This is a genomic window from Hoeflea sp. Naph1, from assembly GCF_046837775.1.
GTDB lineage: Bacteria > Pseudomonadota > Alphaproteobacteria > Rhizobiales > Rhizobiaceae > Hoeflea.
The window spans coordinates 1,899,003-1,916,025 of record NZ_CP177286.1 but is presented as its reverse complement, the minus strand read 5'-3'; the positions used below and the strand labels follow the sequence as shown (position 1 = coordinate 1,916,025).

At 59.8% G+C, this 17,023-nt stretch carries 18 protein-coding genes; 6 read left to right on the top strand and 12 right to left on the bottom strand.

The features are described 5' to 3' along the window. Positions 1–50: 50 nt before the first annotated feature. The 4 genes from ACK6D9_RS09085 to ACK6D9_RS09070 are packed head-to-tail and all read left to right on the top strand — an operon-like array spanning position 51 to position 3,044. Positions 51–956, top strand: a complete 906-nt coding sequence (locus ACK6D9_RS09085; RefSeq protein ID WP_412051420.1) for an ABC transporter permease — start codon at positions 51–53, stop codon at positions 954–956. Beyond that, positions 949–1,743 carry an ABC transporter ATP-binding protein gene (locus ACK6D9_RS09080; protein WP_412051419.1) on the top strand — a complete coding sequence of 265 codons (795 nt, stop codon included), beginning with the start codon at positions 949–951 and terminating at the stop codon, positions 1,741–1,743. The genes ACK6D9_RS09085 and ACK6D9_RS09080 overlap by 8 nt, the downstream gene beginning before the upstream one ends. A 53-nt stretch (positions 1,744–1,796) precedes the next feature. Next, complete coding sequence (locus tag ACK6D9_RS09075) at positions 1,797–2,405, top strand: peroxidase-related enzyme (RefSeq protein WP_322988557.1); 609 nt, start codon at positions 1,797–1,799, stop codon at positions 2,403–2,405. A 45-nt stretch (positions 2,406–2,450) separates the two neighbouring features. Beyond that, entirely contained in the window at positions 2,451–3,044 is a 594-nt protein-coding gene (locus tag ACK6D9_RS09070; RefSeq protein WP_322988556.1) for an OsmC family protein, read from the top strand. Between the two features lie 64 nt (positions 3,045–3,108). Here ACK6D9_RS09070 and ACK6D9_RS09065 read toward each other — a convergent pair whose 3' ends face one another. The 11 genes from ACK6D9_RS09065 to ACK6D9_RS09015 form a co-directional block, all read right to left on the bottom strand. Continuing rightward, on the bottom strand, positions 3,109–3,477 hold the full coding sequence (locus tag ACK6D9_RS09065; RefSeq protein ID WP_412051418.1) for a RidA family protein: 369 nt from the start codon (positions 3,475–3,477) through the stop codon (positions 3,109–3,111). Positions 3,478–3,576: 99 nt separating this feature from the next. Continuing rightward, positions 3,577–4,683: an alanine racemase gene (locus tag ACK6D9_RS09060; RefSeq protein ID WP_412051417.1), complete on the bottom strand. Its 1,107-nt coding sequence runs from the start codon at positions 4,681–4,683 to the stop codon at positions 3,577–3,579. Between the two features lie 81 nt (positions 4,684–4,764). Further along, a complete protein-coding gene (locus tag ACK6D9_RS09055) occupies positions 4,765–5,106 on the bottom strand; it encodes a hypothetical protein (protein ID WP_412051416.1) in 342 nt (113 codons plus the stop codon). Continuing rightward, positions 5,106–6,107, bottom strand: a complete 1,002-nt coding sequence (locus ACK6D9_RS09050; protein WP_322988552.1) for a Gfo/Idh/MocA family oxidoreductase — start codon at positions 6,105–6,107, stop codon at positions 5,106–5,108. Before ACK6D9_RS09050 ends, ACK6D9_RS09055 begins: the two co-directional genes overlap by 1 nt. Before the next feature lie 12 nt (positions 6,108–6,119). Continuing rightward, entirely contained in the window at positions 6,120–6,899 is a 780-nt protein-coding gene (locus ACK6D9_RS09045; protein WP_412051415.1) for an SDR family oxidoreductase, read from the bottom strand. Next, complete coding sequence (locus ACK6D9_RS09040) at positions 6,896–8,074, bottom strand: hypothetical protein (RefSeq protein WP_412051414.1); 1,179 nt, start codon at positions 8,072–8,074, stop codon at positions 6,896–6,898. Before ACK6D9_RS09040 ends, ACK6D9_RS09045 begins: the two co-directional genes overlap by 4 nt. Further along, positions 8,071–9,303 carry an amidohydrolase/deacetylase family metallohydrolase gene (locus ACK6D9_RS09035; protein WP_412051413.1) on the bottom strand — a complete coding sequence of 411 codons (1,233 nt, stop codon included), beginning with the start codon at positions 9,301–9,303 and terminating at the stop codon, positions 8,071–8,073. The genes ACK6D9_RS09040 and ACK6D9_RS09035 overlap by 4 nt, the downstream gene beginning before the upstream one ends. Before the next feature lie 77 nt (positions 9,304–9,380). Next, positions 9,381–10,457 carry a Gfo/Idh/MocA family protein gene (locus tag ACK6D9_RS09030; RefSeq protein WP_412051412.1) on the bottom strand — a complete coding sequence of 359 codons (1,077 nt, stop codon included), beginning with the start codon at positions 10,455–10,457 and terminating at the stop codon, positions 9,381–9,383. A gap of 78 nt (positions 10,458–10,535) precedes the next feature. Then, the gene (locus ACK6D9_RS09025) at positions 10,536–11,696 is read right to left on the bottom strand and encodes an ABC transporter substrate-binding protein (protein ID WP_412051411.1); all 1,161 of its coding nucleotides are present in this window, start codon (positions 11,694–11,696) and stop codon (positions 10,536–10,538) included. A 79-nt stretch (positions 11,697–11,775) separates the two neighbouring features. After that, positions 11,776–12,621, bottom strand: a complete 846-nt coding sequence (locus tag ACK6D9_RS09020) for an ABC transporter permease (protein WP_322988546.1) — start codon at positions 12,619–12,621, stop codon at positions 11,776–11,778. A 7-nt stretch (positions 12,622–12,628) separates the two neighbouring features. Continuing rightward, positions 12,629–13,465 carry an ABC transporter ATP-binding protein gene (locus ACK6D9_RS09015; RefSeq protein WP_412051410.1) on the bottom strand — a complete coding sequence of 279 codons (837 nt, stop codon included), beginning with the start codon at positions 13,463–13,465 and terminating at the stop codon, positions 12,629–12,631. 243 nt (positions 13,466–13,708) lie between these two features. Here ACK6D9_RS09015 and ACK6D9_RS09010 point away from each other — a divergent pair, with 243 nt between their 5' ends. Beyond that, complete coding sequence (locus ACK6D9_RS09010) at positions 13,709–14,677, top strand: MurR/RpiR family transcriptional regulator (RefSeq protein ID WP_412051409.1); 969 nt, start codon at positions 13,709–13,711, stop codon at positions 14,675–14,677. Between the two features lie 63 nt (positions 14,678–14,740). Next, positions 14,741–16,522, top strand: a complete 1,782-nt coding sequence (locus tag ACK6D9_RS09005; protein WP_412051408.1) for a flavin-containing monooxygenase — start codon at positions 14,741–14,743, stop codon at positions 16,520–16,522. 124 nt (positions 16,523–16,646) lie between these two features. On the opposite strand, the gene ACK6D9_RS09000 is transcribed toward ACK6D9_RS09005, so the two are convergent. Continuing rightward, entirely contained in the window at positions 16,647–16,937 is a 291-nt protein-coding gene (locus tag ACK6D9_RS09000; RefSeq protein ID WP_412051407.1) for a putative quinol monooxygenase, read from the bottom strand. Positions 16,938–17,023: the final 86 nt, after the last annotated feature.

Genomic DNA, 17,023 nt, shown 5'->3' with positions numbered 1-17,023 from the left:
ATTGGCGCCCATCGACGTCAATCGCTCCAAGCTGATGGCAGTGAACTCCCATGTCCTTGTATGAATTTCTCGGCACGCTCGAGACCGGTTTCATTTTCGCAATTGTCGCGCTCGGCGCCTATCTGACATTCAAGATACTGGACTTTCCGGATCTGACCGTGGAAGGCAGCTTTCCGCTGGGCGCCGCCGTCTGCGCTACCTTGATTGTCGGGTTTGGCGTCAATCCCTGGCTGGCCACGCTGCTTGCCGGCGGCGCCGGCTTTGCCGCCGGGTTCGTTACCGCCTACCTCAATGTGCGCTTCAATATCCTGCATATTCTGGCCGGCATTCTGGTTGGCATTGCGCTCTATTCGCTCAACCTTCGCATTATGACGGGGCCCAACAAGGCGCTGCTGGGGGTCGAAACAGTCTATTCGGTATTCGAGGGCTGGGGCTATCCGGGCTACATCGTCAACCCGATCTTCCTTGGCATTCTGGTGCTTGTCATCAAACTGCTGATTGACCTTCTGCTTGCCACCGGGCTCGGCATCTCGATGCGCGCCGCAGGCGCCAACCCGGCGATGGCGGAAGCAAACGGCGTCAATGTCGGCAACATGAAGCTGTTTGGCGTCGGGCTTGCGAACTTTCTCACCGCAGTCGCCGGTGCCCTGTTTGCACAGATCTTCGGCGCGGCCGACGCCTATATGGGGATCGGCGTCATCATCGTCGGACTGGCATCGGTAATCGTCGGCATGTCGGTCCTGCCCTCCGATACGATCGTCCGCGCGACTGCGGCCTGCATCATCGGCGCTGTGCTTTACCGGCTTGCGGTGGCGGCGGCACTCAATGCCGATTTCATCGGGTTGCAGGCTTCCGATGTCCAAATGGTGACCGCAGTGCTGGTTGCTGTGGCCTTGATCGTGCAGCAATCGGGACTGTCGTTCCTGAAGATTTTCAAGAGGCGCAGCAATGATTGAACTTTCGGATGTCCATGTCACGTTCAATCCCGGAACACCGCTGGAAACCAAGGCCTTGCGTGGCGTTAGCCTCAATGTTCCTGAAGGCCAGTTCCTGACCGTCATCGGTTCCAACGGCGCTGGAAAATCGACCTGCCTCAATCTCGTTGCCGGCCTGTGCCGGCCTGCCAGCGGCACCGTGGCTGTCGCCGGGGACGATATTTCCGATTGGCCGATCTATCGGCGGTCGAAGTTCTTGAGCCGGGTTTTCCAGGACCCCAAGATGGGCACATGCGAGGATTTGACCATCCTCGAAAATTTCGCGCTGGCGCAAGGCCGAACCCGGCCGCGCGGGTTTCGCATGGCAGTCACCCGTACAATCAAGGACGAGGCAGCCGAGCGGTTGAAGGTGCTGGGGCTCGGTCTGGAAAACCGGCTCCACGACAAGGTCGGCCTGCTGTCGGGCGGCCAACGCCAGGCAGTAAGCCTGCTGATGGCCACGACCGGTGACACCAAGGTCTTGCTGCTGGACGAACATACCGCCGCGCTTGACCCGAAAACTGCCGGGTTCGTCCTCGAACTGACGCAGTCGATCGTTGCCGAACTGAAGCTCACGGTGGTCATGGTCACGCATTCGATGGCGCAGGCACTGCATGTTGGCGACCGCACGGTGATGTTTCACCGCGGCCGGATCGTCACCGACATCGACGGACCGAAACGCGCGGCCATGCATGTCAACGATCTGCTCGCGTTGTTCAAGCAAGAGCAGCACGAAGAACTCAGCGACGACGCATTGTTGCTCGGCTGAGACGGGCCGGCAAACCTACATTTTTTGAACCCAGACAGCCAAGGAAACCAGCAATGCCATGGATTGATGCCATTCCCTACGATCAGGCCGAAGGGCCGCTCAAGACCATCTATGACCGGGTCAAGGGACCCGGCAACAAGGTCGACAACATTCTGGCCATGCACAGCCTGCGTCCGCATACGCTCGAAGGTCACATGATGCTGTACAAGAATGTGCTGCATAATTCCAACAACACGGTGCCGAAATGGTTTCTTGAAACCGTCGGCGTCTGGGTGAGCGCGCTCAACCAGTGCAGCTACTGCGTAGATCATCATTTTGCCGGTCTGAAACGGCTGTTGAAGGATGATGCTCGCAGCGACGAGATCCTGGCGGCAATCACCGACCGCGCCATCGACCGTGCGCCGCTCGATGACGCTCAGAAGGAAGCCTTGCGCTACGCCGAAATACTGACGGTAGCGCCCAAAAACCTGGTTCAGGCCGACGTCCAGAAGCTGCGCGAACTGGGCTACAGCGATGGCGAAATCCTCGAGATCAATCAGGTGGCGGCCTATTTCAACTATGCCAACCGGACGGTGCTTGGTCTCGGCTGTTCCACCGATGGCGAAACTCTTGGCCTCTCACCCAATGATTCCAGCAAGCCCGATGACTGGAACCATGGATAAGCGCCGCAGCCCAATTAACCGACCAATCCAAGGAGCCAGAGACCGATGACAGATCAAAGCGATTTTCACGTAGGCGAGCGGGCCGAGGCTCCGCCAGTCCCAACCCAATTCGAGCCGTCGCCGTTTCGCAAATCCCGCCCGCCGGAGCCACTTCACTTCGAAGTCAATGTTGTTGCCGAAGCACATGACCGGCAGAAGAAGTCAGGTGTGGTCCAGGTCAACATTCCCGGCTTCAGCCCGGTCAAACTTTATTGCGACGAGCAGACGCCGGTCGGAGACGACACTGCACCGCCGCCGCTTGCGTTTTTCTCGGCCGGGATTGCCTTCTGCTTGATGACGCATCTGACCGACATTCTCACGGCTCGTAAAATACAGGTGAATTCCCTGCGCCTTGAGCAACGGATCCGCTTCATGACAAATCTGGGCACGATGCGCGAACTCGGTCACACCACAGATGGGCGATGCGAAAAAGTCGAGACCCACGTCATTATCGAAAGCCCTGAATCCGAAGAGAGCATCCAGGCGCTTCTGGCCGAGGCGGAAGGCGCATGCATGGCCCATTTCGCGCTGCGCAATCCGATCCCCTGGTCAACCCGACTGGTACACAACAACCGCGAACTGCTGCATCACGAAGGCTGAAACCTGTTGCGCAGGTCGGCAAACCGGCTGCCGGGGGGTGTTGTCACGCCCCGGCAGCACGAACTCAGACGGGCTTGTAGGCGATGGCTTCGATCTCGACCAGGATATCGATCATCAGCCGTGATTCCGCAGTCGAGCGGGCCGGCGGATCTTTGGGGAAAAACGGCGCATAGGCGGCATTGAAGTCGGCAAAGTCTTCTGCCCGCTTGAGCCAGACCGTGGTCTTGACCACATCCGAAAGCTCACACCCAGCCAGCGCCAACGCCGCAGCAACATTTTCAAGCACCTTGGTCGTCTGCGCGCCGACGCCGCCGTCGATGATCTTGCCATCGCGGTCAACGGGGACCTGACCGGAAACGTAGACGAAGTCGCCTGCCCTGACGGCGGGTGAAAGCGGTACGTGTGATGCGCCGAAACACTGCTTTTTTGTCATGATGATACCTTGTGGTTGCGATGGGTGGTTGCGGTGGATTGCCCGCGGGCTTCTGCCGGCTGATGCTTGCATGAAACCCGGGTTGAGAATTGCCTCGGCTCAGCCGGAGCGGCCACGTGCGTCGACGGGTAAGGCGCCCAGAAGCGCGCCGCCGGATACGACATAAAGCCGGTCAAACAGATTGGTGACAACACAGGTGTGGTTGGGCAGCACATGGATGCGGTCGCCTACCTCCGGCTTTGTGGCGCAGGCCGAGATGTCGATCAGGCCATGCTCCTCGTTGAGTTGATAGATTCTGGCTTCAGGATGTTCAAGCACCATGCCATAGCCATCAAGCCCGAGCAGATCGCTGGTCAACGCCTTCGAACCGGCATCGATGATAGCACGGTCCGCGGTGGGGCGGCTGACCACGGTCGCCAGCACCGTCATGGCGCATTGTTCGAGCGTGGCGGTGCCGTGATTGAGCAGCGCCCGGTCATTGTAGATGTAAGTGCCTGCGCGGTACTCGGTGACTGGCGCCAAGCCCTCATCGGACCACATGTCAGGACTCCCGCCTGACGACACCACCGGCACGGCGATGCCCACCGCCTTGCAGGCGTCGATGGCCGCCTCGAGAACCTTCTGTGATTGCTTGCGCTTGCCTGCGGCCGGGTAGGTCATCAGGCCGCCAAACTGCACACCGCTGGTAGCGGAAATCCGCTTGGCCATCGCGGCAATCGCTGCCGCATCGGCAAGCCCGCATCGGCCACCGCCGGTATCGCATTCGATCAGCACGGTGATGGTTGCACCGGCTTCGCGGGCAGCGTCAGCGACGGCATCAACCACCGCATCACTGTCGGCAACCACGGCAAGCTTTGTCCGCCGCGCCAGCGCGCCAAGCCGCGCGAGCTTGGCGGTTCCCAGCACATTGGTGGTCAGGAAAAGATCGTCAATGCCGCCGTCGGCCATGACTTCCGCCTCGCCCACCGTCTGCACGGTGATGCCGCTCGCACCCAACTGCAACTGGCGCATGGCCCAGGCGACACTGCGGTGGGTCTTGATATGCGGACGGTTGGCAAGGCCGAGATCATCACAACGCTGCTGCCAGCGGACTAGATTGGCGTCGGCAATATCCACGTCAATTAGCACTGCGGGGGTTTCCAGCGTGTCCAGCGTACGCTGCAGCGGCTGCAGTTCGTCGTGCAACAGTTCAGACAATCCCGTCATCGTGTGATCCTTTCGCTGGCCAAGGGCCCGCCTCAATCGGCTGGCGGCGACCGTCGGGCCCCGCCAGCCGTGGTTGGCGGATCAGTTGTCGAACCAGCCTTCTTTCAGATAGCGCATATATTCAAACACCATACCGTGCTTGCGCACAAACACGACCTCAAGGAAATCGCCAACAATGAAGGGTTCAATCAGGATTTCGGCGCCCTCGAGATAAGGCGCCAACTCGTTAACCCGATAAGCGACATGCGGGTTGTCGCGCACGGCCGCCGGCACTGTGCTGTCCTCGCGATAGCGCAAGAACTCGATGTGTTCAGGATGATTACGCGGATTGGTCACCCAGATCTTGCTCGCTTCCACCCAGTCTTCATCGGACTGCGGCTCGGTGGTGGTGATGCCTACATGGTCGAAAACATATTCCAGCATCAGCCGATCCTCACCACATTGCCGGTCCGCGCCGATTCTTCGGCCGCAAGCGTGGCTTCCAGCGCCGCGGTTGCATCCTCGGGCGTACCGATTGTCACTTCCTTGCCGTCCAGCGCACAGGTGGCGAAATAGGTGAATTCGTCACGCAATGCGCCGCCGCGAACACCCTCGAACATCGGCCAATAGGTCGTGTCCGGCGAATGCAGCCGGTCGCCGTCGACAATACCCAGATTGGGGAATGTGTCCTGAACGTGGATGATCCCCTCGGTACCGATGATCGACATGCGCTCGTCGATGTCGAAGGGGGTCTTTTCGGGCATGCACCAGACTGTTTCCAGCGTGGCGCTGGCGCCGTCGGCAAAGCGGTACATGGTCTGTCCGATATCGGGATGCTTGAGCCCGCGCACATCGACGGTCTGGGCATAGGCCGAAACGATGCGCTGCCCGGTGAACCAAAGCATGATGTCGGTATCGTGAATGGCATCGCCGACGATCGGCCCGATCTTGTCGAGAATGGTCGGTGTCCAGGCGGCCGGAATATTGCGGCGGGAAGACAAGGCCACAATCTTGCCGATGCGGCCTTCGTCGATGGCCTGCTTGGCCATGCGGTAGCGTGGGTTGAAGCGCACGATGTGGCCGATATAGAGAATGCCCTTGGCGCCCTTCGATGCTTCGGTGATTGCCAGCCCGTCCTCGACGGTGGACGCAATCGGCTTTTCAAGGAACACATGCTTGCCGGCCTTCAGCGCGGCAATCGCCGGCTCACGGTGCTGGTCCCACATGGTGCAGATCGACACCGCGTCGATGTCCGGATCGGCCAGCATGTCATGGTAATCGCGGTAGAGCTTCTTGACGCCGAATTTGTCGCCCATTTCCGCAAGTCGTTCAGGCGTGCGCGTACACAGTGCAGCCAGTTCCAGATTGGCAACGCCAGCAATGGTCTCGGCATGAATCTCGCCGAACCAGCCAAGACCGATAATCCCAATTCGCAAACGATCCATGATTGTCTCCCTCTAGAATTCCTCGAGCGTCAATTCACGCGTCATGACGATGTTTCCGGCGGTCAGACCGCAATCGACGGGTATGGCCACCCCGGTAACGGCGCTGGCTGCGTCGGAAGCCAGGAACGCGATCACCTTGGCGACCTCGTCCGGCTCGACGATGCGGCCCAGCGGGTACCAGCGTTCGAGCTGCTTGAGCACGTCGGGATCCTTGGCCTTGCGGTCGTCCCAGATCGGCGTGCGCACCGTTCCAGGCAGCACGCAATTGGCGCGGATACCGTGGCGGCCATATTCCATGGCGATTGCCTTGGTCATGGCGATAATGCCGGCCTTGGCCGCGCTATAGGCAGGATCGCCCAGTGCCGACAGACCGTTCACCGAGCCAACACTGACAATGCAGCCGCCGCGCCGTTCGACCATCTGCGGCAACACCGCATGGGTGCAGGCATAGGCCCCGTTTAGATTAGCTGCGATGTCCTCGTTCCAACCTGCTGGTTCTGTGGAGGCCAGCGTGTGATGGCGTGAAATACCGGCATTGTTGATGAGAACGTGGACCTCGCCAAAACCGGCAAAGGCGGTCTTGACCTGGTCGGTCGAGGCAATATCGGCGATCGCCGGGATAACCTTGATCCCGTCCTTGCCGAGCACGTCGACCAGATCGTTGACGCGCTCGCTCACGTCAAGGGCTGCGATGGTCGCCCCTTCTGCGCCGAAGAAACGGCAGAGCCATTGGCCAATGCCGCCGGCCGCACCGGTGATGGCGACGGTCTTGCCTTCGAATGGCCGGGTCATTGCGCCCCCCGCAAAACATCGCCGATCCAGCCGAGATTGACCCGGCGCAAATGGCCCCAATTGTAAAACGCCAATTCCTCGACCCCGCCCTCGCGCAACGCTTCGACGGCGGCGATGAATTCCGCCCGGTTGGAAATGTCGGGATGCGATGGGCGCAAGATCCCGCGCAGCGTACCGGTGCCCTTCAGCCGCCGCCGAATGTCGAACAAATCGGCCCTTATCCGCTCGGCACTCGGCTCATAGAAACAGGCCTCGACGATGCCTGTCGTTTGCGCCAGTGCGTGCAGATCACTGCCCTCGTACCAGGCGCCGGCCGTTGGCCGCGCCACCGAGGGAATGACCGCGACCGTCGCGTCCTTTCGGACCGCTGCACGGATTTCGGCCACGAGCGATGTAACAACGCCGTTACGGAAATCGAGATAACGGCGGAGATCGGCGTTGGTCGCGACATCAGCGCGCCAGAATGCCTCGGCCATGTCGGCGGGGTAGTCGATGTCGCTGTCGAGATAGGCTTCGATGTCGCCAGCAACTTGCGCCTTGAAGCGGCGGGCGTCGATGCCGGCCTTTTCGGCACCCGAGACGCAATGGTCGCAGAAGCACAGGCCGAGCATGTTTTCGAGCCAGGGATTGGATTTCATCAACGCGAATTCATGGTGAAACCCATGCGCGTAGGGCGCGAATCCGGGCGATTCCATCGAGAGGCCGCTAACCGGATAGCTCTCGGTCACATCGCGTGCGAGGCCGATGGCATAGGCCCGCGCTTCCGGTGCTGAAGGGCAAAGATTGTAGTAATAGGGATCGCCAAATGCATTGCGCACCACAGACTGCGGATTGGCCATCCCGAGCCTAGTGTTGTGCAGCAGCACCAGCCAGACATTGACCGCCATGCCGCTCTGTTCAACCAGTTCGCCCAGCATGTCACGTTCACCGAGCATGCTGTTGGCAACAGGCTTGATGGCACCGTAGCGGGACGGATCGGCGTTGAAATAGACCGTCCCGTCTTCCGGGAAAAGCACCTTGCCAGCCTTGCCGTGCGGACGCATGAACTTGCCGGCATGGTAGCTTCCGGCCATCGTCACCGTATCGAGGCCAAGACCGCGAAACTCGTCGGCAGCAGCCTTGACGCCGGTTTCCGCAAGGTCCCAGGCATAGGTGTAAATCGCCTTGTAACTCATTCAGCCGCTTCCTCTTTGTGGTGATCGTGCCCGCAGTGGCTGCCCAGGGTAAATGGCTCCTCGAACGGGCGCCGTCCGATTTCCATCTCCTTGCCGTCCAGATAGACCGCGACCGGCTGCAACAGCGTCACGCCGGGGCGTGTAGCGCCGACAACGTCTTCAAAAACATAGTTGCTCTCGACCTGGCGAAGCACGGTAATATCGGCCGCAGCGCCAACGCCGAGATGGCCGAGTTCGGGGCGCCTGATGGCCAATGCCGGCCGGCTCGTCGACATGCCGATCACGTCGGGCAGCGTCAGTCCACAATTGAGCAATTTGCTCATCGTGTGCAGCAGATCGAAACCGGGGCCCTCAATGGCGATGACGTGAACATCGGAGGAGATCAGGTCCGGCAGAAAGCCATCCTGAAGCGCCCGTTCGGTCGTCTCGTAGCCAAAGGCACCCATGCCATGGGCGATATCAAACAGCACGCCGCGTTCACGCGCCGCACGTACCTCCGGGATCACCTTGCCGTCACGGCCGACAGCGGAATTCGGATCGGGCCGGAAACAATGGGTCAGGATATCCCCGGGGCGGAGCATCGAGACGACATCGCCATAGCTTGGCGGTGCGGTGCCGATATGGGTCATCAGCGGAAGGCCGACAGCCTCGGCAGCCTCCAGCGCCACTTCCAGCGCCCCCAGACCCAGGTCGCCCGTCACCGGGCCGCCGATGCGGACCTTGACGCCGACAATGCGGTCGCGATTGGCCTCGATCTTGGCAACACAGCGGTCAACGGGAAGCATTTCGCGGATCCGCGCCTCACCGATCGACACTCCCTTGTCGAAGCCGAAAATGCCGGGGAAGGAAATATTGAGAAAAGCAAATATCTTGTAAGGCGACTGGTTCATCACATAGTCGCGAAAACCATCATAATTGCCGGCCCCTGCGCTACCGGCATCAACCATCGCCGTCAGCGCAGAACGCCGCGCGATCAAGCCAGGATCAACGCTCAACGAGGTCGCCTTGTGGTAAACATGGGTGTGAATATCCATCAGGCCGGGCGCGACGATGCACCCGCTGAGATCTTCCACACGGGCGGCCCCCGGTTGCAGCGATGCGCCGATCGCAGCTACCTTGCCCGCCTTGATTGCCACATCGAACACGCCGTCGACGCCGTTGCGTTCATCAAGAACGCGGCCGCCCTTCAAGACGAGATCGTAGCCTTCGCCGGCTGCCGACTGACTCATTGAAGTTCTCCAATTGGTTCAGGTTTGGCGTGGGCGACCCGCTTCAAAAAGCCGCCCACGCCCGTGGTCGAACGGGATCAATCCAGTTCGATCACGCGTTTTTCGTTGATTGACTGCTCGGCAGCCAGAACGATGCGCAGGCTGTTGACCGCCGCATCCATGGATTCGCCGAGATCGATGTCTTCCTGGATCGCCTTCAGGAAAAAAGCCTGCTCGCGGTCGCAGAGGTCCTGGTGACCAGGCTCGTCGGTCATGGTCAGAATTTCGTCCTCGCGGGCGAAATTCTTGTCCGCGTCAACCTCTGCATGGTGGTAGCGGATCGCATCGGTCTTGGTGTGCTGGTCGATATCGGCCGAATCCGACAGATTTTCCTTGGTCTGCTTGGGATTGGGAACGATCGAAACAGCGCCCTTGGGACCGACGACATCCTTCACGAAATAGGCGACTTCGCTCATCATCGGACCCCAGCCGGCCTCGTACCAGCCGACTGATCCGTCGTCGAACGTGACGTGCAGGTGGCCATAATTCGGCTTGTCGGCCTCTTCCCAGAGGCTCGCGCCGATGCCATGCACGCGCACCGGCTTGGCACCCGTGAGCTGGCACATGACGTCGACATAGTGAACGCCGCAATCGACGATCGGAATTAGGCTGTCGATCAGATTCTTGTGCCAGGTCCATGCCGGACCGCTGCTTTGCTGATTGAGATTGAGCCGCATCACCAGCGGCTTGCCAAGTGTCTTGCCAAGTTCGATGAACTTCATCCAGCTCGGGTGAACCCGCAGGATGTAGCCCAGCACCAGCTTCTTGTTTTTCTCGCGCGCCAGTTTCACCACCGCTTCGGCATCCGCAATATTTGTGGCAATCGGCTTTTCCATGAACACATGGGCGCCGGCATTCATCGCCTTGATGGCGAATTCGGCGTGCGAATTCGGCCAGGAATTGATCGAGACGGCATCCGGTTTCGCGAGCTTCAGCGCTTTGTCGTAATCCTCATAAAGCGGATAGCCCTTGAGTTCGTCGGGCACCGACTTCGACTTGATCGTGCGGCTCATCAACCCGACAATCTCGAAGCCCGGGTTGCGATGATACGCGCTTGCATGCGAAGCGCCCATGTTGCCCAGACCGACAACCAGAACCTTGACCTTTTCAGGCATGAAGCCCTCCCCTTAAACAGTTTGATCGATGGCGGGCGGCGCGTGCGCCGCCCGCGTTTGACTGGGTTGCCCTAAAGGTCAGCCCTTGACGGCTTGATCGTAGAGATGCGCCTTGAGGTTCTCGACGTCGATCGCGGCAAACTCGTCGCTGAGCTTGTAGCCATCTGCATCGGCCTGGACCTTGGCCTTGTCGAAGTCGTTGGCAGCCGGGATCAGTGCATTGGTACACACATCTTCGGCCTTCACCGGATTGGTGATCTGTCCAAGCTCGTGGATCTGGTCGAAGAAGGTCTGCCAGGCTTCCATGTTGTGGTCACCCCAACCGGCGCGTTTGCTCATGTCGCCGCGGAACACGGCGATCTGCTGCAGGATCGAGGTGGTGCCGAGCTCCGGCCCGAGATTGCCGGCGACTGTCGGGAACTGTTCGAACACGATCTCGACTGCGGCGCGCGGATTGAGATGGGCGAACTCGAGGCCCATGGCCCAACCGCGCAGATACTTCTCGAGGTACGCCTTCTTGTCCGGGTCTTCCAGATCTTCGGCGCGGACAACGAAGGTGTTGGCAAACAACGGCGAATTCTGGACGCCGAGCCAGTATTCGAAGTCCAGTCCGGTGGCGATCCATTCGGCCCGCAGGCCTTCCCAGCCAAGTGCGGCATCGCCCTGACCGGCCTTAAGCGCGGTTGCCCAGGTAGGCCAACCGGCTTCGACATACTTGACCTTGCTGACATCAACGCCCTGGACGGCCAGCATCGGATCGACAATCGACTGCCAGGCAGCCGAGCCGAGAAGAATGGTCTTGCCTTCAAGGGTCTTGAGATCGTTGGTGCCCTCGCCCTTGCGGAAAGCAAGGCTGAAAGTGTCGAGCGCGCCCATGTGGAAGGCGGACTTGAGTTTCATGCCGTTTTCGAGCGCATAGGAAAACACGCCGGGCGACGGGAAGCCGATATCGGCCTGGCCGACATCAACAAACTTGACGGTTGCGGTGCCGTCGGACGGGCCCGGCTGGAAGTCAGCCTCGACCTCAAGATCGTCGAAATAGCCCATCTTCTTGGCGACATGATAGGCATAGTCGTCAATCACTTCGATCGTGCCGCGCGGCGAAATCCAGGTGAATTTGGAATAGGGCTCTGCGCGCGCGCCGGATGCGCCAAGCACCGAGACGCTGACCACGCCAGCGGCGGAGACCTGAAGGAAAGTGCGGCGGCCCATGCTGCCGGACAAGAAGTTCTTATTCATAACCAATTCCCCTTTTTACGTTGAAGCGTTCCGATAGTTGCTTTCCTGCTGCCAGTTCCTCCCGACAGCAGGACCTCAGTCAGGCCTCCCAGCTGGCGTACTTTTTCCCGAGAAGGAAAAAGAGTACGTAGATGAGGATACCCAAGATGGAGAGGATCAAGACCACCGCAAAAAATTGCGGCATCTGGATCATCGATGAATAGGACGTCAGCCGGTTGCCGAGTCCAAAGCCACCCCCGACCATTTCGGCGCCAACCGCGGTCAGCAGACCAAAGATCGAGCCGACCATCAGACCGACAAAAATCATTGGCAGCGCCATCGGCGCGCGTACCTTCCAGAAGATCTGCAGGGTGGAGGCGCCATAGGACCGGGCCAGCGCGATCTTGCCATGGTCGACACGGCGAAACCCGGTCGCGGCATTGATCATCACCATCGGCCCGGAAGCCAGCGCCACGGCAATGATGCGCGGCTCGTAGCCGAAGCCGAAGCGCAAGATCAGAAGCGGCACCAGCGCCAACATCGGCGTCGTCACCAACAGCAGGATGTAAGGCGTGACAATTTTCTCGACAAACGGAAACTGGGTGATCACGGCAGCAAGGATCAGACCGACGGAAGCTCCGATGGCAAAGCCGCCGAACAGCTCAACCAGCGTGTGACCAAGATGCGGGGCTATGAGCGGAAAATCAGTGACCAATGCCACGGCGATTTCGCTTGGCTTGGGAAGCACATATTGCGGCACTTCCAGCAAGCCCAGCAGCAACTCCATGCCGCCGATGACAATCACGGCGACGGCGATCACCGCAAATATCTCGCCAGCGGATTTGATTCCGGGACCAGAAGTGAGTGCCGACATGTTGGTGATCCCAACATCGCTGGCGCCGCCGGTTTTAGCATTGAATTCAGGGATTGCGTCTTTCTCGCTCACATCGTCCTCACTGGGCTGCTGTCTGGACAGATCGGGAGGGTGCGGCAGCACGGTCCGCCGGATAGCGGCTTTGCTGGTTCCCGACGATCTCCTGCTTGATGGCGTTGGTGAGATCAAAAACCTCCTTGGTCGCCATGATTTCCATGGACCGCGGGCGCGCAAACGGCACCGTATGGATATTGGCGACCCGGCCCGGCCGTGGGCTCATCACCACAACGCGGTCAGAAAGGAAGATCGCTTCCTCGATGGAGTGGGTGATCAGCACGATGGTGGTTTTGGTATCGAGCCAAATCTCTTCCACCAGCCGGTTCATTTCCTCGCGGGTGAACGAATCAAGCGCACCGAACGGCTCATCCATCAACAGCACCGAAGGCTTGAACGACAACGCCCTTACCAGCGCCGCGCGCTGCTGCATGCCGCCCGAGAGTTCGCCCGGGAAGCGACCGCCAAAGCCTTCAAGGCCAACGCGGTTGAGCAATTCGTCGATCCAGATCCTGTCGGGCCTGATGCCCTTGATCTCGAAAGGGAAATTGATATTGGCGTCGAGATTGCGCCACGGCAGCAGATTGGCATTCTGAAACACCATGCTGATATCGGGATTGGGGCCGGTTACCGGCTTGCCGTCGAGCAGCACTTCGCCGGCGCTGAGACCATGCAGTCCCGACATCGACCACAGCAGCGTTGTCTTGCCGCAACCTGACGGTCCGACAATCGAAACGATTTCGCGATCCATAACATCGACCGAGCAGCGATCGATCGCCAACAGGTCGCCAGACCGGGTGTTGTACACCTTGGTCGCGCCCTTCACTGAGAGTTTGGGATGGATGGCTTGCTTGACAGTCATTGTCCCTCACACTGCTGGTCCGCTCGTGCAATCCGGGAACGAGGCCCCGCCGCATGAAAAGAGTTTGTAACTATCCGACTTACGAGTCAAGCGCATCGCAAGATTATTACGTTTGCAGTGCACAACGCGGTGTTTACGGTCTTATTTCCCTTGTAAAGTGTGTAAGTTTCCTACATTGTTGATATGAAGTCGACGGAAACGTGCCGAATTTCACCGCCGAAAGACAACCATAATTGAACTTACATGGTGGATATCGAAGTGACCCAGAGAGCGGGAACCCCGCATCACCACAACGCCGTGCCGGACGACGCCAGCAATGAAGACTATGCCAAGGCGATCCCCGACATCCTCTCCCAGATCAAGGATACCTACGCGGAACTGCGCCCGGCGGAACGCCGGGTGGCGGATGTGGTTCTTGCCGATGTTACATTTTCCGTCGACGCCTCGAACGCTGACATCGCCCGGAAGGCCGACGTCAGCGAACCGACGGTCACCCGCTTTTGTCGCGCCATTGGCTGCGACGGTGTGCGCGATTTCAAGCTCAAACTGGCGCAGAGTGTCGTGGTGGGACGGCTTTATCTCTCTCCCAACCCGCCTCCCGAACCCAGCGAGAACGGCTCGCCGCTGTGGAACGTCGTATTCGGCGAAGCCCGCAATGCGCTCAACGCGGTCGAACGCAGCATTGATCCAAAGGACATCCTGAAGGCCGCCGAATTGGTGGCCAGCGCACCGCAGGTGCTGGTGTTTGGCCTTGGCGGCAGTTCGACGGCGCTGGCGCTGGAAACCCAGAACCGGCTGTTCCGCTACGGCGTCATCGTCTCTTCCTATTCAGATCCCTATGTCATGAAGATGACCGCCTCGACGCTCAAGCCGGGCGATCTAGTGATCGCGATCTCGGGTACCGGACGGACCCGCGAAGTGGTGGAAGCAACCACGCTCGCCAAGCATTACCGCGCCAACACGATTGCCATCACCACCCCGGACAGCGATCTGTCAGCGGTCGTCGATCTGGCGCTTACTGTCGATGTGCCGGAATTCCAGGACGTACTCAAACCGACCGCGTCTCGCTATGCTTTCCTGGCCATCATCGATCTGGTGTCCACCGCGGTCGGCTACCGGCTCGAGCCGGATGCACGCGAAACGCTGCGGCGGATCAAGTACACGGTGCTCAATCATCGCAAGGGCAAGGTACTGGAGCCGTTGGGCGACTGACCGAAAGCAGACGGCAAACAATTTCCCGGCTGCGCGCGCGGCCTCGAAACTGGAGGTATTGAAATGCACGACACAGCACACAAGGCAGAGGCAGCGGCCTGGCTTGCCATGCTGGGCGACAGTCTCGGCAAGAGCGACATCGAGGCCACGCTGGATTTGCTTCAAGACGGTTGCTGTTGGCGCGATCTGGTGGCGTTTACCTGGAACATCAAGACGATGGAAGGCAAGCCCGCAATCGCCGAGATGCTGGCTGCGACGCTGGCTCCGGCAGCACCATCGGCATGGCAGATCACACAAGCGTCAAAGACTGATGATGGCGCTATCCAGGCCTGGTTCAGTTTCAAGACCGGTGTCGGACAGGGCCAGGGGATCTTCAGCCTGGTGAATGGCAAATGCCGGACCATGCTGACGACGCTGCAGTCGCTCGACGGCCATGAAGAAGCGGCCGGGATGACGCGTATTTCCGGCGTCAACCATCGGGCAGACCGCAACCGCGAGACATGGTCGGAACGCCGGGCGCGGGAAGAAGCCGAATTTGTGGAAGGAACCGCCGACCCTTACTGCCTGATCATTGGCGGCGGCCAAGGGGGCATCATGCTCGGCGCCCGGCTTAAACAGCTCGGGGTGCCGACGGTGATTGCCGAGAGAAACGAAAAGGCTGGCGATTCCTGGCGCAACCGCTACCGCTCGCTCGTGCTGCATGATCCGGTCTGGTACGATCACCTGCCCTATGTTCCGTTTCCCGACCATTGGCCGGTGTTTACACCGAAGGACAAGATGGGCGACTGGCTGGAAGCTTATGTGAAGATCATGGAACTGACCTATTGGGGCAGCACCGAGTGTGTTTCCGCCGTTTTCAATCCGGAAACAAAGCGCTGGCGCGTCGAGTTGCTGCGCGACGGCAAAAAAATGATCATGCAGCCTACGCAACTGGTGTTTGCCACCGGCGCCTACGGCCCGCCGAAGATGATCGACCTGCCCGGCGCTGACAGTTTTGCGGGCGAAGTCCTCCATTCGAGCCACTACTCCGAGGGCTCGGCCTACCGCGACAAGAAGGTGGTGGTGATCGGCGCCGCCAGCTCCGGGCACGACATATCGGTCGACCTGTGGGAAGCCGGTGCCGAAGTGACCATAGTCCAACGCTCACCCACCACCGTGATCCGTTCGGAAACGCTGATGGAACTCGGCTTCGACATCTATTCCGAACAAGCGGTACAAGACGGCATCGACGTCGACACCGCCGACATGATCGCCGCTGCAACGCCGTTTGCCCTGCAGCCACCGATCCAGCGCGCGCTGACGGAAAAGATCAGGACCCGCGACGCTGAATTCTACCGCAAGCTTAAAGCAACCGGATTCCTGCACGACTTTGGCGAGGATGATACCGGGCTGATGATGAAGGCGTTCCGCACCGGGTCAGGCTACTATCTCGATGTCGGTGCTTCGCAACTGATCATCGACGGCGAAATCGGCATTAAGGCCGGGGTCGAAATCGACCGGCTTTCAAAGAATGCAATCCATTTTGCCGATGGCACGGCGCTGGAAGCCGACGTAATCATCCAGTCGACCGGTTTTCACTCGATGCACGAGGTGGTGGCCAGCATCGTCTCGCGCGAAACCGCCGACCGGATCGGCACCTGCTGGGGCCTGGGCTCCGGGACCCGCAATGACCCCGGCCCATGGCATGGAGAACTGCGCAACATGTACAAGCCGGTGGCGCAGGAGAACTTGTGGTTCCAGGGTGGCAATCTGGCGCTGCAACGGTTCTTCTCGAAATTCGTGGCGCTGCAGATCAAGGCGCGGATGGAAGGCATCGAAACACCGGTCTACGCCCCGCCGCTCTGATCAGGCGGAGGTCGGCTCGGCAGGCTCACCAATCCAAGCGGCATCGTGATTTTCGCGGGAGACGAAGCTGCTCTTGCGGATAAGGCTGTTCCGATTGGCATGTTGAGGGCGTAGGCCTGCCTGTTCATCGGTGCACGTGTGCAAAAGTGCGCACCTCCTTTGCCTCGATCATCTGGCCACCGGCCTCGCCAAACTTCTGGAAATGCGGCGTTGCCCGGTGAGTGTCGAAAGCCGCAAGGTCGGAATAGACTTCGTAGAGGAAGACGGTGTCGGGCAGCGCTTCGTCATGGCAGACATCGAATTGATGACACCCGGTCTCGGTCTCGCGTGAGGCGCGCCCATTTTCCAGAATGAGCGGGAGGAACTGGGCCATCTGGCCGGGCTTTATTTTGAACGTGACGACCACAGCAAACATATACTTTCCTCACTTAACCATACGGATTGACCCTCGTCATAGACGCTGCGGGCATACAGGTCACCAGCAATAAGGCAGCAATTGCG